This is a genomic window from Pseudomonas sp. HY13-MNA-CIBAN-0226 (assembly GCF_040310305.1).
Lineage (GTDB): Bacteria > Pseudomonadota > Gammaproteobacteria > Pseudomonadales > Pseudomonadaceae > Aquipseudomonas > Aquipseudomonas gregormendelii.
In genome coordinates this window covers 1-3077 of sequence record NZ_JBEOPS010000043.1, presented here as the reverse complement: position 1 = coordinate 3077, position 3077 = coordinate 1, and the positions used below count along the sequence as shown (strand labels likewise).

1 rRNA gene is annotated in these 3077 nt (G+C 51.0%); it reads right to left on the bottom strand.

The annotated features are described in order from the left end of the window. Positions 1-19: 19 nt before the first annotated feature. Positions 20-2911 (bottom strand): 23S ribosomal RNA (locus tag AAEZ05_RS27570). Between the last annotated feature and the right edge of the window lie 166 nt (positions 2912-3077).

Sequence of the window (3077 nt, the reverse complement as noted above, 5' to 3'; positions counted from 1 at the left end):
CAAATTGCTTGGGTGTTATATGGTCAAGCCTCACGGGCAATTAGTATTGGTTAGCTCAACGCCTCACAGCGCTTACACACCCAACCTATCAACGTCGTAGTCTTCGACGGCCCTTCAGGGGACTCAAGGTCCCAGTGAGATCTCATCTTGAGGCTAGTTTCCCGCTTAGATGCTTTCAGCGGTTATCTATTCCGAACATAGCTACCCGGCAATGCCACTGGCGTGACAACCGGAACACCAGAGGTTCGTCCACTCCGGTCCTCTCGTACTAGGAGCAGCCCCTCTCAAATCTCAAACGTCCACGGCAGATAGGGACCGAACTGTCTCACGACGTTCTAAACCCAGCTCGCGTACCACTTTAAATGGCGAACAGCCATACCCTTGGGACCGGCTTCAGCCCCAGGATGTGATGAGCCGACATCGAGGTGCCAAACACCGCCGTCGATATGAACTCTTGGGCGGTATCAGCCTGTTATCCCCGGAGTACCTTTTATCCGTTGAGCGATGGCCCTTCCATACAGAACCACCGGATCACTAAGACCTACTTTCGTACCTGCTCGACGTGTCTGTCTCGCAGTCAAGCGCGCTTTTGCCTTTATACTCTACGACCGATTTCCGACCGGTCTGAGCGCACCTTCGTACTCCTCCGTTACTCTTTAGGAGGAGACCGCCCCAGTCAAACTACCCACCATACACTGTCCTCGATCCGGATAACGGACCTGAGTTAGAACCTCAAAGTTGCCAGGGTGGTATTTCAAGGTTGGCTCCACGCGAACTGGCGTCCACGCTTCAAAGCCTCCCACCTATCCTACACAAGCAAATTCAAAGTCCAGTGCAAAGCTATAGTAAAGGTTCACGGGGTCTTTCCGTCTAGCCGCGGATACACTGCATCTTCACAGCGATTTCAATTTCACTGAGTCTCGGGTGGAGACAGCGCCGCCATCGTTACGCCATTCGTGCAGGTCGGAACTTACCCGACAAGGAATTTCGCTACCTTAGGACCGTTATAGTTACGGCCGCCGTTTACCGGGGCTTCGATCAAGAGCTTCGCGTTAGCTAACCCCATCAATTAACCTTCCGGCACCGGGCAGGCGTCACACCCTATACGTCCACTTTCGTGTTTGCAGAGTGCTGTGTTTTTAATAAACAGTCGCAGCGGCCTGGTATCTTCGACCGGCATGAGCTTACGGAGCAAGTCCTTCACCCTCACCGGCGCACCTTCTCCCGAAGTTACGGTGCCATTTTGCCTAGTTCCTTCACCCGAGTTCTCTCAAGCGCCTTGGTATTCTCTACCCAACCACCTGTGTCGGTTTGGGGTACGGTTCCTGGTTACCTGAAGCTTAGAAGCTTTTCTTGGAAGCATGGCATCAACCACTTCGTGTTCTAAAAGAACACTCGTCATCAGCTCTCGGCCTTAGAATCCCGGATTTACCTAAGATTCCAGCCTACCACCTTAAACTTGGACAACCAACGCCAAGCTGGCCTAGCCTTCTCCGTCCCTCCATCGCAATAACCAGAAGTACAGGAATATTAACCTGTTTTCCATCGACTACGCTTTTCAGCCTCGCCTTAGGGACCGACTAACCCTGCGTCGATTAACGTTGCGCAGGAAACCTTGGTCTTTCGGCGTGGGTGTTTTTCACACCCATTGTCGTTACTCATGTCAGCATTCGCACTTCTGATACCTCCAGCAAGCTTCTCAACTCACCTTCACAGGCTTACAGAACGCTCCTCTACCGCATCACCTAAGTGATACCCGTAGCTTCGGTGTATGGTTTGAGCCCCGTTACATCTTCCGCGCAGGCCGACTCGACTAGTGAGCTATTACGCTTTCTTTAAAGGGTGGCTGCTTCTAAGCCAACCTCCTAGCTGTCTAAGCCTTCCCACATCGTTTCCCACTTAACCATAACTTTGGGACCTTAGCTGACGGTCTGGGTTGTTTCCCTTTTCACGACGGACGTTAGCACCCGCCGTGTGTCTCCCATGCTCGGCACTTGTAGGTATTCGGAGTTTGCATCGGTTTGGTAAGTCGGGATGACCCCCTAGCCGAAACAGTGCTCTACCCCCTACAGTGATACATGAGGCGCTACCTAAATAGCTTTCGAGGAGAACCAGCTATCTCCGAGCTTGATTAGCCTTTCACTCCGATCCACAGGTCATCCGCTAACTTTTCAACGGTAGTCGGTTCGGTCCTCCAGTTAGTGTTACCCAACCTTCAACCTGCCCATGGATAGATCGCCCGGTTTCGGGTCTATTCCCAGCGACTAGACGCCCTATTAAGACTCGCTTTCGCTACGCCTCCCCTATTCGGTTAAGCTCGCCACTGAAAATAAGTCGCTGACCCATTATACAAAAGGTACGCAGTCACCCAACAAAGTGGGCTCCCACTGCTTGTACGCATACGGTTTCAGGATCTATTTCACTCCCCTCTCCGGGGTTCTTTTCGCCTTTCCCTCACGGTACTAGTTCACTATCGGTCAGTCAGTAGTATTTAGCCTTGGAGGATGGTCCCCCCATATTCAGACAAAGTTTCTCGTGCTCCGTCCTACTCGATTTCATGACTAAGAGATTTTCGCGTACAGGGCTATCACCCACTATGGCCGCACTTTCCAGAGCGTTCCGCTAATCTCAAAGCCACTTAAGGGCTAGTCCCCGTTCGCTCGCCACTACTAAGGGAATCTCGGTTGATTTCTTTTCCTCAGGGTACTTAGATGTTTCAGTTCCCCTGGTTCGCTTCTTAAGCCTATGTATTCAGCTTAAGATACCTAACTTATGTTAGGTGGGTTCCCCCATTCAGACATCTCCGGATCAAAGTCTGTTTGCCGACTCCCCGAAGCTTTTCGCAGGCTACCACGTCTTTCATCGCCTCTGACTGCCAAGGCATCCACCGTATGCGCTTCTTCACTTGACCATATAACCCCAAGCAATCTGGTTATACTGTGAAGACGACATTCGCCGAAAATTCGATAATACTCAATTAAGAGCAACTCACAAATTTTACCTTAGCCTGATCCGTTACCAGTGAAAGTAACGTTCAGTCTATCTTTCTATCACATACCCAAATTTTTAAAGAACGA